General features: G+C 53.8%; 20 protein-coding genes and 1 tRNA gene. 7 read left to right on the forward strand and 14 right to left on the reverse strand.

Features of this window, described 5'->3' with window-relative positions:
* The first annotated feature begins 272 nt into the window (after positions 1-272).
* Entirely contained in the window at positions 273-545 is a 273-nt protein-coding gene (locus GSR16_RS00635) for a hypothetical protein (protein WP_159874668.1), read from the forward strand.
* A gap of 42 nt (positions 546-587) precedes the next feature.
* Here GSR16_RS00635 and GSR16_RS00640 read toward each other — a convergent pair whose 3' ends face one another.
* Together GSR16_RS00640 and GSR16_RS00645 are read right to left on the reverse strand one after the other, a co-directional pair.
* Positions 588-755, reverse strand: coding sequence for a hypothetical protein (locus GSR16_RS00640; protein ID WP_159874669.1), 168 nt, complete (start codon positions 753-755; stop codon positions 588-590).
* 667 nt (positions 756-1422) lie between these two features.
* Positions 1423-1656, reverse strand: a complete 234-nt coding sequence (locus tag GSR16_RS00645) for a helix-turn-helix domain-containing protein (RefSeq protein ID WP_159874670.1) — start codon at positions 1654-1656, stop codon at positions 1423-1425.
* A 103-nt stretch (positions 1657-1759) separates the two neighbouring features.
* Between GSR16_RS00645 and GSR16_RS00650 the strand changes: the two genes are divergently transcribed.
* Positions 1760-2431, forward strand: a complete 672-nt coding sequence (locus tag GSR16_RS00650) for a hypothetical protein (RefSeq protein WP_159874671.1) — start codon at positions 1760-1762, stop codon at positions 2429-2431.
* 35 nt (positions 2432-2466) lie between these two features.
* Here GSR16_RS00650 and GSR16_RS00655 read toward each other — a convergent pair whose 3' ends face one another.
* The 8 genes from GSR16_RS00655 to rsmI form a co-directional block, all read right to left on the reverse strand.
* A complete protein-coding gene (locus GSR16_RS00655; protein ID WP_159874672.1) occupies positions 2467-2799 on the reverse strand; it encodes a hypothetical protein in 333 nt (110 codons plus the stop codon).
* Between the two features lie 26 nt (positions 2800-2825).
* Positions 2826-3587 (reverse strand): hypothetical protein, encoded by a 762-nt coding sequence (locus GSR16_RS00660; protein WP_159874673.1) that lies wholly within the window; start codon positions 3585-3587, stop codon positions 2826-2828.
* Between the two features lie 326 nt (positions 3588-3913).
* Positions 3914-4162 carry a hypothetical protein gene (locus GSR16_RS00665; protein ID WP_159874674.1) on the reverse strand — a complete coding sequence of 83 codons (249 nt, stop codon included), beginning with the start codon at positions 4160-4162 and terminating at the stop codon, positions 3914-3916.
* Between the two features lie 311 nt (positions 4163-4473).
* Positions 4474-4695 (reverse strand): helix-turn-helix transcriptional regulator, encoded by a 222-nt coding sequence (locus GSR16_RS21415; protein ID WP_159874675.1) that lies wholly within the window; start codon positions 4693-4695, stop codon positions 4474-4476.
* A 132-nt stretch (positions 4696-4827) separates the two neighbouring features.
* On the reverse strand, positions 4828-5598 hold the full coding sequence (locus GSR16_RS00675) for a hypothetical protein (protein WP_159874676.1): 771 nt from the start codon (positions 5596-5598) through the stop codon (positions 4828-4830).
* A gap of 27 nt (positions 5599-5625) precedes the next feature.
* Positions 5626-6849, reverse strand: coding sequence for a tyrosine-type recombinase/integrase (locus tag GSR16_RS00680; protein WP_159874677.1), 1224 nt, complete (start codon positions 6847-6849; stop codon positions 5626-5628).
* A 196-nt stretch (positions 6850-7045) separates the two neighbouring features.
* Positions 7046-7130 (reverse strand) — tRNA-Leu (locus GSR16_RS00685).
* 45 nt (positions 7131-7175) lie between these two features.
* Positions 7176-8078: a 16S rRNA (cytidine(1402)-2'-O)-methyltransferase gene (gene rsmI / locus GSR16_RS00690; protein WP_159874678.1), complete on the reverse strand. Its 903-nt coding sequence runs from the start codon at positions 8076-8078 to the stop codon at positions 7176-7178.
* A 27-nt stretch (positions 8079-8105) separates the two neighbouring features.
* Here rsmI and GSR16_RS00695 point away from each other — a divergent pair, with 27 nt between their 5' ends.
* The 4 genes from GSR16_RS00695 to GSR16_RS00710 are packed head-to-tail and all read left to right on the forward strand — an operon-like array spanning position 8106 to position 10741.
* A complete protein-coding gene (locus GSR16_RS00695; protein ID WP_240902567.1) occupies positions 8106-9191 on the forward strand; it encodes a penicillin-binding protein activator in 1086 nt (361 codons plus the stop codon).
* A gap of 5 nt (positions 9192-9196) precedes the next feature.
* A complete protein-coding gene (locus GSR16_RS00700; RefSeq protein ID WP_159874680.1) occupies positions 9197-9532 on the forward strand; it encodes a YraN family protein in 336 nt (111 codons plus the stop codon).
* Positions 9533-9562: 30 nt separating this feature from the next.
* The gene (locus GSR16_RS00705; RefSeq protein ID WP_059285308.1) at positions 9563-10153 is read left to right on the forward strand and encodes a phosphoheptose isomerase; all 591 of its coding nucleotides are present in this window, start codon (positions 9563-9565) and stop codon (positions 10151-10153) included.
* Complete coding sequence (locus GSR16_RS00710) at positions 10154-10741, forward strand: BON domain-containing protein (protein ID WP_159874681.1); 588 nt, start codon at positions 10154-10156, stop codon at positions 10739-10741.
* 66 nt (positions 10742-10807) lie between these two features.
* Here the strand turns inward: GSR16_RS00710 and GSR16_RS00715 are convergent, their stop codons facing one another.
* The 4 genes from GSR16_RS00715 to GSR16_RS00730 all read right to left on the reverse strand — a co-directional run bounded on the left by GSR16_RS00715 (position 10808) and on the right by GSR16_RS00730 (position 14708).
* Complete coding sequence (locus GSR16_RS00715) at positions 10808-12016, reverse strand: sensor domain-containing phosphodiesterase (RefSeq protein ID WP_159874682.1); 1209 nt, start codon at positions 12014-12016, stop codon at positions 10808-10810.
* A gap of 147 nt (positions 12017-12163) precedes the next feature.
* On the reverse strand, positions 12164-13102 hold the full coding sequence (locus GSR16_RS00720; RefSeq protein WP_159874683.1) for a Tim44 domain-containing protein: 939 nt from the start codon (positions 13100-13102) through the stop codon (positions 12164-12166).
* 50 nt (positions 13103-13152) lie between these two features.
* Entirely contained in the window at positions 13153-13854 is a 702-nt protein-coding gene (tsaA, locus tag GSR16_RS00725) for a tRNA (N6-threonylcarbamoyladenosine(37)-N6)-methyltransferase TrmO (RefSeq protein ID WP_159874684.1), read from the reverse strand.
* Positions 13855-13958: 104 nt separating this feature from the next.
* Positions 13959-14708 (reverse strand): GNAT family N-acetyltransferase, encoded by a 750-nt coding sequence (locus GSR16_RS00730; RefSeq protein ID WP_159874685.1) that lies wholly within the window; start codon positions 14706-14708, stop codon positions 13959-13961.
* A gap of 347 nt (positions 14709-15055) precedes the next feature.
* On the opposite strand from GSR16_RS00730, the gene mnmG reads away from it, so the two are divergent.
* Complete coding sequence (gene mnmG, locus GSR16_RS00735; protein WP_159874686.1) at positions 15056-16948, forward strand: tRNA uridine-5-carboxymethylaminomethyl(34) synthesis enzyme MnmG; 1893 nt, start codon at positions 15056-15058, stop codon at positions 16946-16948.
* Positions 16949-16955 lie beyond the last annotated feature (7 nt).

Genomic DNA, 16955 nt, shown 5'->3' on the forward strand with positions numbered 1-16955 from the left:
GCCATATGTTGTCTAAGTATTTGATTTATAAAATTTAAATTGTTGTCTGTTTTGCCAACTTTGCAGCCAACAGCTAACCTGAAACCGCCAACTGGGCGGGAGGGGTGGTTTTCAGACGCAACTACCGCCAACACAGCCAACACAGCCAACAAATAAATCTATATAAATCAAAAGGGTTACACAAGAGTTGCCGGTGTTGGCGTCAGCATTTCCTTACGTGAGAATTTCTACCCTCTTCTTCCTCCTCACCCTGCATGACTTGGTACAGATGCATGCGGTACACCTTGCCGACGCTTTTGCCGCCGTTCACCGTCCTGGTGCTGCGGCCTTTGGGGCGGTCCAATATTTCCGCTTGGTGCAGCACTTCGCAGGCTATCCGTGCCTCGTATCCGGCAATCGCTTCGGATTTGAAGGCACCCGGCACCACGATGAAGATGGGTTATTACCGGGCAGAACGTCAGTTTGAAATTGGTGTGGGGATGCGAAACAGCACACAGCCCGCGCTGGGCGGGCTGTTGGTGGACGGCAGGGGGAGGCTTGCGTAAACGACGGGCAATAAAACAGCGCCTTGCGGCGCTGTCTGTCTCTTACAGGAGTTGGCCGATATCAGTGCGGGCGAGGCTGATTTGCTGATGCAGCGCGGCGTGCTCCGGCAGGCTGGCCAGGGTTTGCAGGCGGCTGAGTTGGTCTTGAAAGGTGGCCAGGGCCAGATAGGCGGCCGGAGCAGCCTCGCTTTGCAGGGGCTGGGTATTCATGCGCCGGCCTCCTTGCTGAAGGATGGCAGGGCTGCAAGGGGAAAGAAAATCGCGGGGGGAGGGCGCAACAGGGCGCGGGAGATGCCAGGCATGGTATGCCTCCTTGACTGGGTTAGACCCGCCTCTCGTCGCCAAACGAGGGTGGCAGGCGCATGGCGAGGTTGGCGAACCGGCGTCAAGGAAACCGGCATACCCGAAGGTATCCCCACCACGGCCCGCCATAGAAAAAGGACGTACCAATGGTATGTAACGGACATAAAAATAGCCGCAGAGCGGCTGTCCGCCTTATCTGTCGGGTCGCCAAACCCGGTGCCGCTATTGAACAGCACGCGGCAATTGTTGGTTGGCGGGGTTGGCTTGTCAATACCGGGGACGGGTGTGGCACGGCCAAGCTGCGGGATGAGCCTGTCGGTTTGTGCTGCTTTGCGCTAGTGTCCCACCAGTGTTCCATGGCAGGTTTCAGGCAACAAAAAAGCGCCTTGCGGCGCTGTTTTGATTCTTGCTGAAATCCTTATCTGGTAAGGATTTGGTGCCGGGGTCACTATCGAAGTGTGGCTTGAAAACCACAGCCAACAATGGTTTTAGTTATTTTGATAACTTATATGCCCCCAAAAATGCCCCCAGGTGGGATAGCTTGAGTCACTTCTTAAAGTGAAGGTCGGAGGCGCTACATCCAAGGCAGTGAATGAATGATCTTCTGTAGGTTCGAGCCGAGTGCCTTCACCCAGTCAGTCAGCTCCACCACATCCAGCCTACGTTCAAAGTTCTCTATCTTTGCTATGTATGACTGGGGCTTTCCTAGTCTTTCTGCTAGTTGAACCTGTGTTATGCTCCCGTCCTTTCGAAGCTCGATGAGCTTCTCGATAAGGGAGCGGTAGCGCTCGTCATGGATGCTTTTCATCCTCTGATGGCAACATGACTAAAAAAATATCCCAAATTAGGATAATTTCTAGCGTTTTATTTTTCCTTAATTGCCCGCCGATAATTTATATGGAATATGTAATATGTTTAATAACAATAACAAATTTTTGTTAATCTACCTTGTTTTGATGCTTAGTGCGTGTGGTCAAAAATCTAATTCCGATGAGGTTGTTACTTCAAAAGAAGAACTAGATAAAATAAATGCGACAGTCGCAAAGGAACTTAGCTTAGAGGAAAGAAAGAAAATTATTCTTGATGCGATGCAGATTTTTCATTCTAAGGGTAGTAAAGATAATAGCAACATAACGCATGATGCATTCAAAAAAGTAGCATATTATCACCCGGCTTTTCATTTCAGTGCGGATGAAGGTACGAGAGTTGAAGCGTATGTGGCCGTTCCTGATAATTACAAAAAGACACCGATTGTTTTCATGGAATTTTGTTATCAAGGTCGATCAATATTAAACTTTAATAAGGTGAAAATATTGGCAGATGAAAAATTGATTTATGATCGAGAAATGCCTGACTCTGCATTGGATAGAACTGCTGGTTCAGGCTATTTTTTTGAAGTAGCCGAAGAGCCTTTAGATTATAAAGATTTCGATATGCTTAAGTCGATAATTGATGCGAAGCATGTGCAAGTGAGATTGGAGGGAGCGCATGATTATGAAGATCACGAACTATCTGAAAAAGAGAAAAAGGCGCTTGGTCAGGTTCTAATTGCGCACGAACAACTGAAAAAACTTGATGGTTAGGAAATGAACTAGCCCCCTTGGTAGGGGGCATTTTCTCATTGAGAAAGAAATAAATTTTTTGTTGCTTTGTAAGAAATGCCAGCCATTGTTAATTTTTCATGGAGTGCTGAATTTTCAGCCTCTTCAGTGCCCAGAAAAACGTAAACCTTCGGGGTGGTGTTTTCTCTGTTACAAATATGATTAATAATTTCCTTTTCTAATGAATCTGCTTTGTTTCCTTGTATGTGGACAGTTCCTGTATTGTAAATATTAATTAATGAGCCGCCGCGCATTATTAGTTGAATTCCATTACTAAGATTTTTTCTTGAGAATATTTCAAGATTGTTTCTGTGTAATTCATTTTCTAGTTCTTCATTTTTCCATAGCATATTACATACTCCTTTGTGTATATGTGTTAAGCGTAAGATTTCAGATTTTTAAGTGGTAATAAATTTATTCTTTTCCATTTTCTTAATCTGGATGTAATGTAGCGGTTTAGTACCTTATTAATACCGGCTGTGGTTAGCCATCTTTTTAACTCAGCTCTATTTTTTGGCTTTGTTGGGTGAATTTTTGCTACATACCCACCAAGATGTTTAAGACCCATTAATAATTCAGTAATTGAATTTTTGATGAAGTGCCCACCAGTTATTTTTGATGCTCTTGGATTGTTTAGTACGGTATGACCCTTTTGTCTTTTGATTATTCTTTTTATTTTACTCGTGGCATTTTCAGAATAATTAATCCAAATGGCACATTGATAGTGAAATCCATCTGGTCTGAATTGGAAAGTACGCTCAATCTCTTTTTGAGTTTTACGTTCAATGGCCGCTACATGGAGTGGTCTGAAACCGAGCTCTCTTTCACATGCAGTATCAAAAGCATTAAAAAAACCGCTGATGTTGTTGTCATTATCCATAAAAATAGTTAAATGTAGGAGGTATGGTGAATCGAACCTTTCATATGCTTCTACCATTCCACGCTTGATTGCATCCATAATTTCTTTATCGTACTCATACCCCAGAAAAATGCCGTTCTCATTTCTGCGGCTGTCCATTTTCCCCGTTTCAAGACCTGAATCATCTAACCAAGCTGTAAAGGCTGTATGGTCGTATTGTCGTACTGTTTCGTAAAACCTTTCTGCTGGAACACCAGCAGCAAATTGCTCTTGCATCATTGTAGTAAAGTCCAATGCATTCCTTTCTCTAGTAAGAGAGTACAGGTATACTTAACGTACTATTGCTGAGTAGAAGCATTCTGCTTCTATCACCAACTAGACGCGTTCTCAATTTCAGGAAATTTTCCTACTGAGAGTTCACCATTTGTCCTACTTGCCTTGTGCTAGGCAGCAGTTGACCTATCCCCGTCGAATGCCCGTGGATGTTGGGTCTACGTGTTTTTTAGCCAAAAACTTTCTGTGCTATTTTGTCAAATTATTCCTTGAGCTCTGCTTTTTCCTCACTCTGTGTGTTGTGTGATTTACTAAGCTGTGGACTGTGTTAGTTACAAGAATGAAAGTCTTTCATCGACTAGCTCAAATAGTTCATCACAATCATTTAAATTGCCAACATACAACGAGTAGCCTGTCTCTCTGACCCCTGCTTGTCCCTTATCGAAGTTTACCCAAACAGAACCATCTGACTCGATAAAATCAATCCTTCCTTTACTGTAAGGAAGAAAATATCCTATGCTTTCTGAGTGAACTTTATTAATTACAATACGGAAATTTCTGAGATTTTTCTTTAATTTCATTTAAATTCCAATTCAATTTTGACGAATTGCAAGATGTAGGGGTTATAAGATGGTTAGCTGCTAAGCAATTCCCAGTAAATTCAGCATATTGCGATCATAAAACTAATATTAGTTGTAACGGAATATATAAGAATTTTCACGAAAAATACCATAAAATAAGTCATAAAATGCTGGTGTATATGCTATTAAATATACTCTCAGTCACCACTTGCGTAGAGTCGACGATGTGCATAAGGAAGAGAGCTGTTAAGCAGCTCCCCTCTAGAGATTTATGATGCGTCAGAGAATTTAAAATATCTGAGGATGACTGTTTAGTGAGTCAAGGCTATGCGTGATCCTAGCCAAGAATTGACATCAGATTCAGAGAAGCCAACAGCACGTGCCCCAAGAGAAATCTGTTTGGGAAATGATGTGTCGAAGCTTTTATGTCTAGGATTGAGCTTGTTGTAGATGCTTGCACGGGATAGACCCGTGCGGCGACATAGCTCTGGCAAGCGGATGATGCTATGAGAAGAGTGGGGAGCTGTGGTCATTATTGGCCTTTCTTGGCTTCAAGTAGATGACCCACAGAATAATGCTTTAGTGATTTACAAAGATATGCCCTCTGCTCAAGCAGAGGGAGTAGACGGTTTTTGTTTATTGTGGTATGTCGAATGTGGTGTGTTTTATTTCTTGGTAAGTCTTATTTCTTTTAACCAATTGTCAATTTGCCTTCTTATCAAATTTTCACGTGCGGGGACGTTTTTCTTTGTGCCGGTTATTGGAAGGTCTCGCGCAAAGTTTATTATTGCATCAGCGGCAGTTTCTTTCCATCTAGTTAAGTTTTCTATCGGTAAGCTTCGTATGTAAATTTGGCGACAAAATTCTATTAGAGGCTCATTTCGCTTTGATTTTTCAAAGCCACCTTTGCTAGCTCTGACATTGTTTGTTGCTCTGCTCGCCAAGCACTCTAATTTAAGTTTTGCATTTTCTAAATGCAATTCTAAGTTAGCCTTGTCAAGTAGTGGGGTGATAATGCCTGCTTCATTTTGAGCTATCCATATCTCATGTGTACATCTGGTAAGAGTAATATTATCCCTTAGGAATGGATTTTTCTCTATAGTTTTTATGTCAATTACATTTAATGCACTGGAGTGAAATTGAATTGCGTATAGGTATGTTTCGAATAATTGGTTCGCTAATTGGATAGTGTTAAATGTTGCTTTGTCAAATTCATATCCACTTCTTACTAGTCTACTTATGCTGCCTATTTCATAGAATTCACCAAGAAATATTTCAGCGGTATCCGATACGTTAATCCATTTTTTTATCCACTCATCTTCGGTTAACGTGTTTGAGGTGGGTTGGTGAGGGTAGTAACCAGAAATGTAGTCAAATAAGGTGTAATTATTTTCATCATCGGATAGTGTGATGCATTGTGATTTGTGGTTAATCATTTTTTTGGCTGTGGTTGGTTTTTATTGCTACGCAGTTTTCTTGGAGCCTTCGGAAATGTGAGATACATTACAGCGCTGCTGGCTACTGAGAAAATCTGCATACCACTGCATCAATTTGCGGCGCTCTTCTAGGTACTCCGCACGGTGGTACGCAGCACGTACTTTGTTGCGTTCTGCATGGGCAAGTTGGCGCTCGATGATGTCAGGGTCAAATCCCTCTTCATTCAGCACAGTGGATGCTAAGGCACGGAAACCATGCGGAGTGGCAATGTCCTTGTAGCCCATACGCCCCATTGCATAGCCTAGAGTGTTCTCACTCATCGGTTTGCTGTGGTCTTGTACAGAAGGAAAAAGTAGAACGCTACGGCCTGTAATTGGTTTCAACTCCTCCAGCAAGGCAAGAGCTTGTGTGGACAGCGGAACAATGTGAGGCTCACGCATCTTCATGCGTTCAGCCGGAATGCGCCATTCTGCACGTTCAATGTCGAACTCTTCCCAACGTGCATGGCGAAGTTCACCCGGGCGGACAAAGGTCAGCATCAACAAGTGCATGGCAATGCGGGTGGGAATGTACAGAGGCTCTGCCTCCAGACGGCTGTAGAACTGTCTCAGCTCGCCTCTGGGGAGTGCGGGCCTGTGTTCTACCTTCTTGGCACGTAAAGCGCCTGTAAGGTCGTTTGTGGGGTTGTAGCTGGCACGTCCAGTTTGGATGGCATACTTGATGACAGAACCGATGCGCTGAAGGACTCGCTGTGCCGTTTCAACTGCACCTCGTTTTTCAATCTTGCGGACGGTATCCAAGATAATGGGGGCGGTGAGGCTGGTGATGGCTTGCTTGCCCAGATCGGGGAAGGCATCAGCCTCTAGGGATTCGATAACACGGGTAGCGTGGCCTTCGCTCCAGCGTGGCAGCTCTTTGGTGTACCACTCCCGTGCGATAATCTCGAATGAGTTTTCACTGGCGAGCTTACGTTCACGCTTCTCTTCTTTCTTGGCTACGCTCGGGTCTTGTCCATTGGCAATGAGCTTTCGGGCAGCATCACGCTTTTCTCTGGCCTCTGAGAGGCTGACATCGGGGTAGACGCCGAGAGCAAGTCGCTTTTCTTTACCATCAATACGGTACTTCAAGCGCCAATATTTTGACCCAGTGGGCATGATTTCAAGGTACATGCCAAGACCATCAGTGAGCTTGAGGGATTTTCCGTCAGTACGGGGCAGGGCTTGTTTGACCTGAATGGCTGTGAGGGGCATGGGGTGTACCTGTTGCTATGGCTGCAATGTATGGGGGCACAATTTCATGCCCCCAAAACCGATGCCCCCGAATATGCCCCCGCTGATTGCTGGATTGCAATAGGCCATTTTGGACTGCTATAGACGTAAAAAAACCCGCAAACCTATATCTGGCGCGGGTTTCTTACACTTCTGTGGACTTCTTTGGTCTTGCAGATGGTGCCCGGGGTCGGACTCGAACCGACACACCTTGCGGCGGGGGATTTTGAATCCCCTGCGTCTACCGATTTCGCCACCCGGGCATCGCAAGAGGAGGCAAGTCTATCCCATCTGCCGTGGCTTGTAAATCACTCGCCGGCGTCCTTTTTCATTTTCAGCGCATGGTCATACAGCAGCTTGCGGTTGGCTCCGGTAATTTGCGCGGCCAGGGTGGAGGCTTGCTTCATTGGCAGGTCGGCACTGAGGATGTTCATCACCCGGATGGCTTCTTCCGGCAAACCGGCCTTGTCTTCCTGTTGTGGGGCGGCGTCGATGATGAGCACGATTTCGCCGCGCTGCTGGTTGCTGTCGGCCTTTACCCATTCCAGCAGCTCGCCGGCGGGCAGGCTGTGGAAGGTTTCAAAGGTTTTGGTCAGCTCGCGCGCCAGCATCAGGCGGCGGTCCGGCCCCAGTTCGGCCACGATGTCCTGCAGGGTGTCCACAATGCGGTGCGGTGCTTCGTAGCACACCACCAGGTGGTCGGCGCTCAGCCATTGCTGCAAGGTACGGCGGCGTTCGCCGCTTTTGGGCGGCAAAAAGCCGTGAAACAGGAAGGCATTGCTGGTAAAGCCGCTGGAGGACAGGGCGGTGATGACGGCGGATACGCCGGGGATGGGGCGTACCGGATGGCCGGCGGCGCGCACGGCTTCCACCAGCCGCGCGCCGGGGTCGGATACCGCAGGGGTGCCGGCATCGGATACCTGCACCACGATCTGCCCTTCCGCCAGCCAGCGGATGACTTGCTCGGCCATGCTGCGTTCGTTGTGCTCGCGCAGGCTGACCAGCTTGTTGGCATGAATGCCATAGGCGGTAAGCAGGCTGCCGGTAACACGGGTGTCTTCCGCGCAGACGACATCGGCCACGCTAAAGGCCGCCAGTGCACGTGCGGTAACATCTCCCAGGTTTCCAATGGGAGTGGCCACCACATATAATGTGCCGCGACAGAAACTTTCCCGTGCAGTTTCAAGCAAGTGAGCGAACGAAGTATGCAAAGACTGGCTCCGCTGTTGGTTGGCGTCATGATGACATGGTTGACGGCTGCGCAAGCGCAGGCACCGGACTATATCATCCAACTCAATGCTGCGCCGCTCAATAGCGTGGCCGGACAAAGCCCGCGCGCCCAGGCGCAGCCGGCATCCGCCCCTGTAACCCCGGTGGCCAAGCCGCTGGCTGCGCCCGGTAAACAGGCGGTGCGTCTGAAAATAGGGCTGTTGCTGCCCACCGAGTCCAAATTGCTGGGCGAGGCGGCGGCGGTGGTACGCAGCGGTGTAGAGGCCGCGCATGATGCAGATCCGCAGGCCGAGGTGGTGGTGATTGATGCCGACGAACACAATGCCGCCCAGCGCTACCGCGAGGCGGTGGCCAGCGGTGTGAACGTGGTGATCGGCCCCTTGTCGCGTGCCGGCATTGCCGCGGTGGCGCCGCATGTCAGCGTACCCACGCTGGCACTCAATGCGGTGGGCCGCGATGTACCGACTAATCCCAAGCTGTTTACCCTGGCGCTGAATGTTGAGGTGGAGGCCAGACAGATTGCCCGCCTGATGCGCGAAGATGGTCGTACCAATCCGCTGATCATCGCTGATGGCGAGGTGCTGTCCAGCCGGCTGAAGCAGGCCTTTGCCGACGAATGGCGCAGCCTGGGTAACCGGGATGTGCCACAACTGGAGGACAACGGGCAGAATCTGCCCGAGCTGGCTCAGGCGGCCAGCAAGGCTGACGCGGTGTTTCTGGCCGTGGAGCCTGCAGAGGCAGCGCGGCTGAAACCGACGCTGCTGCCGGATCTACCGGTGTATGCCACTTCGCAAATCAGCACGCGCAGTCCTGACAAGCAGCTGGCTGGAGTGCGCTTTATCGACATGCCGTGGTTCCTGATGCCGCAGCATCCGGCGGTAAAGCGCTATGCGCGTCCGTCGACCGCACTTACCTTGCAGACCGAGCGCCTGTACGCGTTGGGGATAGATGCCTATCGTTTGGCGCTGCTGCTGGGGAGCACACGCAATCCGTCCTCCATCAAGCTGGATGGTGTTACCGGCGACCTCAAGCTAGGGCGTGACCGGGTATTTGACCGTCAACTGCCGGTGTCGCTGATCGGCGAAGGCGAGTAGCGCACATGAACCGGCAAGGACAGCAGGCAGAAGAGCGTGCGCTGTCCTTTTTGTTGCAGCAGGGTTTGCAACTGGTTGCGCGCAACTGGCTGTGCCGCGGTGGTGAGATCGATCTGATCATGCGCGATGGCCGCTACCTGGTATTTGTAGAGGTGCGTCACCGTACCAGCAGCCGTTTTGGTGGGGCGGCATACAGTATTACGGCTGCCAAACAGAGGAAACTCATGCATGCGGCCACGGTCTACCTGTCTGATAAGCGAGTAGACGCACCCTGTCGTTTTGATGCTGTGCTGAGTGAAGGCGAACAGCCGTTGCAGTGGTTGAAAAACATTTTTGCATAGCCGCCATCCATGGCTGCTACAAGGAAAAGCATGGACCTGATTGAACGCGTCAACGGACATTTTCTGGAAAGCATAGCCGCCAAGCAGGAGGCAATGGAGCTGCTATCCCCTGCGGTAGCACTGGCGGCGGAGCGTATGGTCAGCTGCCTGATGAACGAGGGCAAGATCCTGGCTTGCGGTAATGGCGGTTCGGCTGCCGATGCCCAGCATTTTGCCGCTGAAATGCTGGGGCGTTTCGAGAAGGAGCGTCCGGGCCTGGCAGCCATCTCGCTGGCTACCGATACCTCGGCACTCACGGCCATTGGTAACGACTACGACTTTGACATGATCTTTTCCAAGCAGGTGCGTGCGTTGGGGCATACCAACGACCTCTTGCTGGCTATTTCCACCTCGGGCAATTCCGCCAATGTGATTGAGGCCATCTATGCCGCCCACGAGCGTGGCATGGGCGTGATTGCCCTCACCGGCAAGGATGGCGGCAAGATCAGTGAAATCCTGTCGCCCGAGGACATACAGCTGAACGTGCCGGTGCTGCGTACTGCCCGTATTCAGGAAGTGCATATTCTGCTGGTGCATGCGCTGTGTGATGCCATTGATTACATGCTGTTGGGAGGTGAGTAAATGAAACGTACTGTCCTGTCCCTGCTGTTGGCAGCCGGGGTATCCAGCGCCTTGTCCGGTTGCTTTGCCCTGGCCGCCGGCGGTGTGGCCGGTGGCGCGCTGGTGGCAACTGATCGCCGTTCCAGCGGTGCTTATGTGGATGACCAGAGCATCGAAGCCAAGGTGTCGCACCAGATTGGCGACAAATTGCCGTCGGCGCATATCAATACCACCAGTTATAACCGTGCGGTGCTGCTGACGGGTGAGGTGCCATCGGCAGAAGCCGGTCAGCAGGCTGAGCTGATTGCCCGCGCCATGCCCAATGTGCGGCGCGTATTCAATTACACCGTGGTGGCACCGGTTTCCGGTTTCTCCGAGCGTAGCAACGACACCTGGATTACCAGCAAGGTGCGCACCCGTCTGCTGGATGGCAAGGGCTATTCGCCCAATCATATCAAGGTGGTGACCGAGCGTGGCGTGGTGTACATGCTGGGCCTGGTGACGCCGGCGGAAGGCCAGCTGGCTGCTCAGGTGGTGAGCGAAACCGCGGGGGTGCAGAAAGTGGTCACCCTGTTTGAAAGCATTACCGAAATTACCCCGGCGCAGTAAGCGGGTGACAGTAAAAGACAAAGGACCGCAAGCGGTCCTTTGTCTTTTTGTGCCTTAGACCCGGTCTCAGCCGTGGCTGCTGTGCACACGTGGTGCCAGTACGTCGGCACACAGCACATGCATGGCTTCGTCAATTTCAATCGCCATGGACAGGGTGACGCAGGAACGGGTGTCGGTCATCGACAGGTAAGGCTCGCTCATGTACAGCACGCCGGGCTGGTCGATGGCATGCTGGAAATACGCGCGGCGCGACCATACCGCACCGGTGGTATCAGCCAGCGGGGCGAACTTCAGGCTGCTGGCAATGGTGTTGTGGCGGCTGTTGAGGTTGCGGCCAATCTGGCGGCCTTCGCTGTCCAGCAAGAAACAGCGGATGACATCGGGCATGGCCAGCATGGGCGTGGCAGCCTGGTCGAACGGGGTGCCCTGCATCAGCGAAATGGCGGATTGCACAAAGGCCTGACGGGCCAGTTCGATCTGGCGGCGAGTAATTTTGCGCTTGAGCAGGTCGCGCACCATCAGTTCGTCCCAGCGCGAATCCAGCCGTTTGGTGATGATGTCGTCCGCATCCGGGCTGGCGGAGGGGCGGGCCACATAATAGCCCTGTACCAGATCGCAGCCGGATTCCAGTGCTACCAGCACGTCGTTCTCGGTTTCGATGCCTTCTTCCACTACCAATGCACCAATTTCGTGCATCAATCGCACCAGTCTGGACAGCAGGTTACGGGTGCGTGGCTGGCTGACGGCACTGCGCAGCAAATCCTTGTCGAACTTCACCAGGTCCGGCTCCAGCTGGCACACCCGGTCCAGGTTGGAATGACCGACGCCAAAGTCGTCGATGGCAATCAGAAAACCGGCTTTTTTCAGCAGATTCACGCCTTCGATCAAGGCTTCGTCCAGTTCCAGTACATGTTCCAGCACTTCCAGCACCACATTGCCCGGCTGCAGGCCGGCTTCGCGAATGGTATTGGCCAGCGCCATGGCGCGCTCAGGACGGGATAAGGAGGCGGCATCCACATTCAGGAACAACCAGTGCGGCTGGCTGTGTTCCAGCTGGGAAAAATGCTGTACATGGGCTTGGCTGACGGCCAGGTCGAGGCCGTGGCGGCGTTCTGGCGAGACCATGGCATAAAAGGCCTCAGCGGGGGAGAGGGGCAGCTGGTTCTGCTCGGCACGCAGCAGGGCTTCCACGCCCACAGTGCGGCGGTGCGCCAGACTGTAGATGGGCTGAAAATGGCTGCCAAGGGTCAGACCGGCATGCTCGAAACGTTTCATTGCAGTACATTCCTTCCTGGAGTGGGGCTCTTGCTGGCCCATAAGCCAATCTCTCTAGCAATTGGCATTCCAGTGTAGAGCATGGCCGGATAATAAAAAACGGGCCCGACTGGGCCCGTTGAGATAAATCCGCACAAAAGAAAGAAATTACTCCTGCTGAATGCCTGCCACCAGCCATTTTCCACTGGTGCTGCCATCCTTGATGTAGTGCCAGTATTCGCTAAACGGCACAGCAGGGGCGTTGACCGATTCGCTCACGGTGCCAGAGAAGCGCACAGTGGCAATAAAGCGGCCACCTTCTTCCACGGCTTCGGCCAACTGGCAGTCCAGCTGCGGGAAATCAGCCACATCGGTGTTGCTGCCGATTTCATTGCGCAGGCCTTCAAACAGGTCCGGCGTCATGTACTTGCGGACTTCTTCCAGGCTATCCGGTGAGTTGAGGCTTTGCAGGTGCAGGAAAGTCGCCTTGGCCTGACGCAGGAAGTTGGGGGTTTCCGTACCATCCGGCAGACGACCCGGTACCGCACTGCTCATGGCCGGGGCTGCGCCGTAAGACGGTGTCTGACCCAGGCCAGAGCCGATTTTGGGAATCGGCTCGAAGCGGGCTGCGTCCTGAGCATTGCTGTTGAATACCGGGCTGTTACCGGCAGGCATCGGGGTATTCATCGGTGCCTGGCTGGCAGTCTTGCGGCGGAACCACATCAGGCCGCCAATACCCAGCAGGCCGAGCAGGGCCAGTGTGCCCCAGGGAATGCCGGAGCCGGCACCTGCATTATCCACCGCATTGCCCGACGCATGATTGCTGTTCATGGCCGAACCCAGCATGTAGCCGGCAGCAGCACCAGCGGCACCCGCCGCAATGGCGGTACCGATGCCCGGGCCCTTCTTGGGCTGGGCTTGGGGCGCAGCCTGCGGAACCGCTGCCGGAGCCGGCATAGGCGTGGGCTGCTGGTAACTCTTGGTCGGGGCCGAGCGGCGCATGCCGGCGCTCTTGCCTCCGCCCAGGCGTGCGGCTTCCGCGAACGGTGCCGCCAGGACAGAAACCAGGGTGAAGGCGAGCATGATCGTCTTCGCGCGAGGTGTCATGATTTTATTCTCCAGAGTAAAGGGCTCCGGTGTGACCGGAGCATGGGAGTTTAGTTCGGGGCAAACGGCTGAATTTCAAGCACGTGGGCATGGTTATCCCGGATGCTAAAGCGGATGTTGTAGTCATAAAGCCGCACGCCATAGATGCGCTCCGGGTCATCTTGGTAGGCTGGGCGCGGGTCCTGTGCCAGTACCTGATCAATCAGTTGGGCCAGCGCGGGAGGCGGCGAGGGGAGGGCTGCAAGTTGCAGTAGCGCTTGTTCGCTCCAACTGGTTTGCAGGCGGGGTGGTGGGCCGTCGACAAAGCCGCCACGCGCTTCCGGGCGGGCCTCCACAAAGGGAATATAGGGCTTGATATCCAGTACCGGCGTGCCATCCAACAGGTCGGCACCGGCCAGTTGCAGTCTTACGCCGTCGGCCAGGTCGATACCACGCAGCTCGACCAGTGACAGGCCCAGCGGATTGGGGCGATGGGTGGAGCGGCTGGCAAATACGCCTACCTTGGCATTGCCGCCCAGTCGCGGTGGGCGTACCAGCGGCTGCCAGCCGCGTTGGGCGGTCTGGTGGAAGACAAAACTGATCCACACGTGGGAGAAGGCTTCCAGCCCGCGTACGGTGTCGGGGTGATTGAACGGTGGTAGCAGCTCGATCTGGATGTCGGCAGCAGGCGCCAGCGCGGGCTGGCGCGGGATGCCGAATTTTTCCTTGTAAGGCGAGTGGACAATGCCCACCGGGTGAAATGCGTAGCTCATGCCCGGATTGTAGCCGGGTTCGCTGTCATATAGACAGAACAGCCCGGACGAACGGGGGCTTCGTCCAGGCTGATGACAGCGGCAGCGCTGTGCGGGCTGGGGAGTCAGCCCACGAAGTGGCGGTTGTAGCGGCCGGTAAGGCGGCTCATCGGCAGCAGCATGAAGAAGTCGGCGCAGTTGAAGTCAGGGTCCCAGGCTGGTTCGCCGCAGATGAAAGCACCGGCACGCAGATAGCCCTTGATCAGCGGCGGCATCGGCGAGGAGGGTGCATCGTCATGAATGCGGTTCAGCGGCAGCGGCAAGTGGGGAAATACACGCCATTCGGCAGGGGAGAGGTGACTGGTTTCCAGCTGGCGGTACAGGCTGACAGCCTGATGGCCACCATCTGCCAGACTCACGCTGGCGCAACCGGCCAGATATTCGCCACCTTGCTTTTGCACGTAATCGGCCAGGCCGGACCACAGCAGGGCGATGACGCCGCCACTGCGAAAATCCTTGTGCACGCAGGAGCGGCCCACTTCAATCAGGCTGTCGCGCAGGTTGTCCAGGCGGGTGATGTCAAATTCGTGTTCGGAATACAGCGAAGGTGCGCGGCGTGCCATGTCGGGTGGCAGCATGCGGTAGGTACCCACTACCAGACCGCTGTTGCTGTCTTCTACAATCAGGTGGTCGCACAGCGCATCGTACTCATCGCAATCAATGCCCAGGGATTGTGAGGACAGCTCGGCCCCCATTTCACCGGCAAATACGTCAAAGCGCAGCTTCTGAGCTCGGCGGATATCTTCGGCAGTTTCGGCAACGCGTACGCCCAGTTTCAGCTGACGACGGCTGCTGATGCTTTCATTCAGTTGCATGACTTAACTCCCCTGGCAAAATGCGGACATGCTTGTTTTGTCGGTTCGGGATAATACTGGCGTGGTGCTGGCATGCCATCAGCCATTTCCGAACATCGGCACGGCAACTCCTTCATTTGGCAGCAGCTTTTCAGCAGAGCGGCCTTGCAACACATGCTAGTCATACAGTTTGACGAGGACATTTCCGTCATATGACTTGTGAATGACCTGCGTTTTAAGCGCGGGTTACAGTAGGGGTGAAACAAATCAATGACTTACCTTGCTATCGGTTTTGCCGTAGAATAGGCAGTTTTTCCTGCACGCTTTGCCCTGCCTCAGTCTTGCGCACGGGCTTCCGAGTACAGCCGATGATTTATCCCACACAGTTTGACGTGATCGTGGTTGGCGGCGGACACGCCGGCACCGAGGCCGCGCTGGCCGCCGCCCGCATGGGCCGCGCCACGCTCCTGCTTACCCACAATATCGAGACCCTTGGTCAGATGTCGTGCAACCCGTCTATCGGTGGCATTGGCAAGGGGCATCTGGTGAAAGAGGTGGATGCGCTGGGCGGTGCCATGGCACTGGCCACCGATATCGGCGGCATCCAGTTCCGTACCCTGAATGCCTCCAAGGGACCGGCGGTGCGGGCTACCCGCGCCCAGGCCGACCGCATCCTGTACAAGGCGGCCATCCGAGAAATGCTGGAAAACCAGCCCAATCTGACGCTGTTCCAGCAGCCGGTGGACGATTTGCTGATCGAGGGCGATCAGGTGGCCGGTGCCATTACCGCCATCGGCATCGTGTTCCGTGCCCGTACCGTGGTGTTGACTGCCGGCACTTTCCTGTCCGGCAAGATTCACGTTGGCCTGGAAAACTACACCGGTGGCCGTGCTGGCGATCAGGCAGCCTCCACGCTGGGTGCACGTCTGCGCGAGCTGGATCTGCCGGTGGGTCGTCTCAAGACCGGCACCCCGCCGCGCATTGATGGCCGCAGCATTGATTTCTCGGTCATGGAAGAGCAGCCGGGCGACAACCCGGAGCCGGTATTCTCCTATCGCGGCCAGCGCAGCATGCATCCGAAGCAACTACCGTGCTGGATTACCCACACCAATCAGCAAACCCACGACATCATCCGTTCCGGGTTTGAACGCAGCCCGATGTTTACCGGCGTGATTGAAGGGGTGGGGCCGCGTTACTGCCCGTCCATCGAAGACAAGATCAACCGCTTCGCCGACAAGGACAGCCATCAGGTATTCCTGGAACCGGAAGGCCTGACCACGCACGAGTTCTACCCCAACGGTATCTCTACCAGCCTGCCGTTTGATATCCAGCTGGCGGCGGTGCGTTCCATCCGCGGCATGGAAAACGCCCACATCCTGCGCCCCGGCTATGCCATCGAATACGATTACTTCGACCCGCGCGGCCTCAAGTCCACGCTGGAAACCAAGTCCATCAAGGGTCTGTTCTTTGCCGGGCAGATCAACGGCACCACCGGTTACGAAGAAGCCGCAGCCCAGGGCTTGCTGGCCGGCCTGAATGCCGCCCTGTATTCGCGGGATGAAGAAGGCTGGTGTCCGCGCCGTGATGAAGCCTATCTGGGTGTGCTGGTGGATGACCTGATTACCAAGGGCGTGTCCGAGCCTTACCGCATGTTTACCAGCCGCGCCGAATTCCGCCTGCAACTGCGCGAGGACAATGCCGACTTGCGTCTGACCGAAATGGGCCGCAAGCTCGGCCTGGTCGATGATGCGCAGTGGGATGCCTTCTGTCGCAAGCGCGACGCAGTGGAAGCCGAAACCGCCCGCCTGAAAACCACCTGGCTGCATCCGGCCAAGCTGCAGGATGCAGCCGCGCTGGAAACCCTGCTGGGCAAGGGGATCGAGCGTGAATACAACCTGTTCGACCTGCTCAAGCGTCCCAATGTCGCCTACCGCGAGCTGATGACCCTGCCCGAAGCCGCAGGCGGCGTGAGCGATGACGTGGTTGCCGAGCAAGTGGAAATTCAGGTCAAATATCAAGGCTATATCAACCGTCAGAACGAAGAACTGGCGCGTCGCGACAATCTGGAAGACGTCCGCCTGCCCGCCGACATCGACTTCGGCCTGGTCAAGGGGCTGTCCAAGGAAGTACAGCAAAAACTGAATCAGCAGCGCCCGGAAACCCTGGGTCAGGCCTCGCGCATCCAGGGCATCACCCCGGCAGCGGTTGCCCTGCTGATGGTGCATCTGAAGCGTGGCTTTGCCGACGCCAAAACCGAATAATTGCAAG

The sequence above is a fragment of the Aquitalea denitrificans genome (genome assembly GCF_009856625.1).
GTDB lineage: Bacteria > Pseudomonadota > Gammaproteobacteria > Burkholderiales > Chromobacteriaceae > Aquitalea > Aquitalea denitrificans.

Bases quoted from the DNA above. Each gene is read 5' to 3' on its own strand.
- GSR16_RS00710 (WP_159874681.1), top strand. From the start codon at position 10,154: ATGAAACGTACTGTCCTGTCCCTGCTGTTGGCAGCCGGGGTATCCAGC.
- GSR16_RS00640 (WP_159874669.1), bottom strand. From the start codon at position 755: ATGAATACCCAGCCCCTGCAAAGCGAGGCTGCTCCGGCCGCCTATCTG.
- GSR16_RS00695 (WP_240902567.1), top strand. From the start codon at position 8,106: ATGATGACATGGTTGACGGCTGCGCAAGCGCAGGCACCGGACTATATC.
- GSR16_RS00730 (WP_159874685.1), bottom strand. From the start codon at position 14,708: ATGCAACTGAATGAAAGCATCAGCAGCCGTCGTCAGCTGAAACTGGGC.
- mnmG (WP_159874686.1), top strand. From the start codon at position 15,056: ATGATTTATCCCACACAGTTTGACGTGATCGTGGTTGGCGGCGGACAC.
- tsaA (WP_159874684.1), bottom strand. From the start codon at position 13,854: ATGAGCTACGCATTTCACCCGGTGGGCATTGTCCACTCGCCTTACAAG.
- GSR16_RS00660 (WP_159874673.1), bottom strand. From the start codon at position 3,587: ATGATGCAAGAGCAATTTGCTGCTGGTGTTCCAGCAGAAAGGTTTTAC.
- GSR16_RS00675 (WP_159874676.1), bottom strand. From the start codon at position 5,598: ATGATTAACCACAAATCACAATGCATCACACTATCCGATGATGAAAAT.
- GSR16_RS00645 (WP_159874670.1), bottom strand. From the start codon at position 1,656: ATGAAAAGCATCCATGACGAGCGCTACCGCTCCCTTATCGAGAAGCTC.
- GSR16_RS21415 (WP_159874675.1), bottom strand. From the start codon at position 4,695: ATGACCACAGCTCCCCACTCTTCTCATAGCATCATCCGCTTGCCAGAG.
- GSR16_RS00720 (WP_159874683.1), bottom strand. From the start codon at position 13,102: ATGACACCTCGCGCGAAGACGATCATGCTCGCCTTCACCCTGGTTTCT.
- GSR16_RS00650 (WP_159874671.1), top strand. From the start codon at position 1,760: ATGTTTAATAACAATAACAAATTTTTGTTAATCTACCTTGTTTTGATG.
- GSR16_RS00705 (WP_059285308.1), top strand. From the start codon at position 9,563: ATGGACCTGATTGAACGCGTCAACGGACATTTTCTGGAAAGCATAGCC.
- GSR16_RS00635 (WP_159874668.1), top strand. From the start codon at position 273: ATGCGGTACACCTTGCCGACGCTTTTGCCGCCGTTCACCGTCCTGGTG.
- GSR16_RS00655 (WP_159874672.1), bottom strand. From the start codon at position 2,799: ATGCTATGGAAAAATGAAGAACTAGAAAATGAATTACACAGAAACAAT.
- GSR16_RS00665 (WP_159874674.1), bottom strand. From the start codon at position 4,162: ATGAAATTAAAGAAAAATCTCAGAAATTTCCGTATTGTAATTAATAAA.
- GSR16_RS00700 (WP_159874680.1), top strand. From the start codon at position 9,197: ATGAACCGGCAAGGACAGCAGGCAGAAGAGCGTGCGCTGTCCTTTTTG.
- GSR16_RS00715 (WP_159874682.1), bottom strand. From the start codon at position 12,016: ATGAAACGTTTCGAGCATGCCGGTCTGACCCTTGGCAGCCATTTTCAG.
- GSR16_RS00680 (WP_159874677.1), bottom strand. From the start codon at position 6,849: ATGCCCCTCACAGCCATTCAGGTCAAACAAGCCCTGCCCCGTACTGAC.